Origin of the sequence: Bacillus cereus group sp. MYBK139-1, from assembly GCF_051916915.1 — a bacterium.
GTDB lineage: Bacteria > Bacillota > Bacilli > Bacillales > Bacillaceae_G > Bacillus_A > Bacillus_A pacificus.
Genome location: NZ_JBQAHO010000019.1, coordinates 1 through 1567, shown reverse-complemented (window position 1 = coordinate 1567; position 1567 = coordinate 1). Strand labels below are relative to the sequence as shown.

Sequence of the window (1567 nt, the reverse complement as noted above, 5' to 3'; positions counted from 1 at the left end):
ACGATAAGCGGATTTGCCTACTTATCAGCCTAACTGCTTGGACGTGCACAACCAATCGCACGCTTCTTCTATCCTTCTGCGTCCCTCCATTGCTCAAACGATAAAGAGGTGGTACAGGAATATCAACCTGTTGTCCATCGCCTACGCCTGTCGGCCTCGGCTTAGGTCCTGACTAACCCTGAGCGGACGAGCCTTCCTCAGGAAACCTTAGGCATTCGGTGGACGGGATTCTCACCCGTCTTTCGCTACTCATACCGGCATTCTCACTTCTAAGCACTCCACCAGTCCTTCCGGTCTGACTTCACTGTCCTTAGAACGCTCCCCTACCACTGATACCATTGGTATCAATCCGCAGCTTCGGTGGTGTATTTAGCCCCGGTACATTTTCGGCGCAGAGTCACTCGACTAGTGAGCTATTACGCACTCTTTAAATGGTGGCTGCTTCTAAGCCAACATCCTAGTTGTCTAAGCAACTCCACATCCTTTTCCACTTAATACACACTTTGGGACCTTAGCTGGCGGTCTGGGCTGTTTCCCTTTTGACTACGGATCTTATCACTCGCAGTCTGACTCCTAAGGATAAGTCATTGGCATTCGGAGTTTGACTGAATTCGGTAATCCGATGAGGACCCCTAGTCCAATCAGTGCTCTACCTCCAAGACTCTTACACTTAAGGCTAGCCCTAAAGCTATTTCGGGGAGAACCAGCTATCTCCAGGTTCGATTGGAATTTCTCCGCTACCCACACCTCATCCCCGCACTTTTCAACGTGCGTGGGTTCGGGCCTCCATTCAGTGTTACCTGAACTTCACCCTGGACATGGGTAGATCACCTGGTTTCGGGTCTACGACCACGTACTAAACGCCCTATTCAGACTCGCTTTCGCTGCGGCTCCGCCTCTTCAGCTTAACCTCGCACGGGATCGTAACTCGCCGGTTCATTCTACAAAAGGCACGCCATCACCCGTTAACGGGCTCTGACTATTTGTAGGCACACGGTTTCAGGATCTCTTTCACTCCCCTTCCGGGGTGCTTTTCACCTTTCCCTCACGGTACTGGTTCACTATCGATCACTAGGGAGTATTTAGCCTTGGGAGATGGTCCTCCCAGATTCCGACGGAATTTCACGTGTTCCGCCGTACTCAGGATACATTCAAGAGAGAACGAAGTTTCGACTACGGGGTTGTTACCCTCTACGACGGACCTTTCCAGGTCGCTTCGTCTACCTCGTTCCTTTGTAACTCCGTATAGAATGTCCTACAACCCCAAGAGGCAAGCCTCTTGGTTTGGGCTATGTTCCGTTTCGCTCGCCGCTACTCAGGAAATCGCATTTGCTTTCTCTTCCTCCAGGTACTTAGATGTTTCAGTTCCCTGGGTCTGTCTTCCTTACCCTATGTATTCAGATAAGGATACCATACCATTACGTATGGTGGGTTTCCCCATTCGGAAATCTTCGGATCAAAGCTTACTTACAGCTCCCCGAAGCATATCGGCGTTAGTCCCGTCCTTCATCGACTCCTAGTGTCAAGGCATCCACCGTGCGCCCTTTCTAACTTAACCAAACTAAAA

1 rRNA gene is annotated in these 1567 nt (G+C 50.5%); it reads right to left on the bottom strand.

Annotated elements, in window-relative coordinates:
• Positions 1-1558: ribosomal RNA gene (locus ACTFRS_RS28395) — 23S ribosomal RNA — on the bottom strand; the annotation flags it as partial.
• Between the last annotated feature and the right edge of the window lie 9 nt (positions 1559-1567).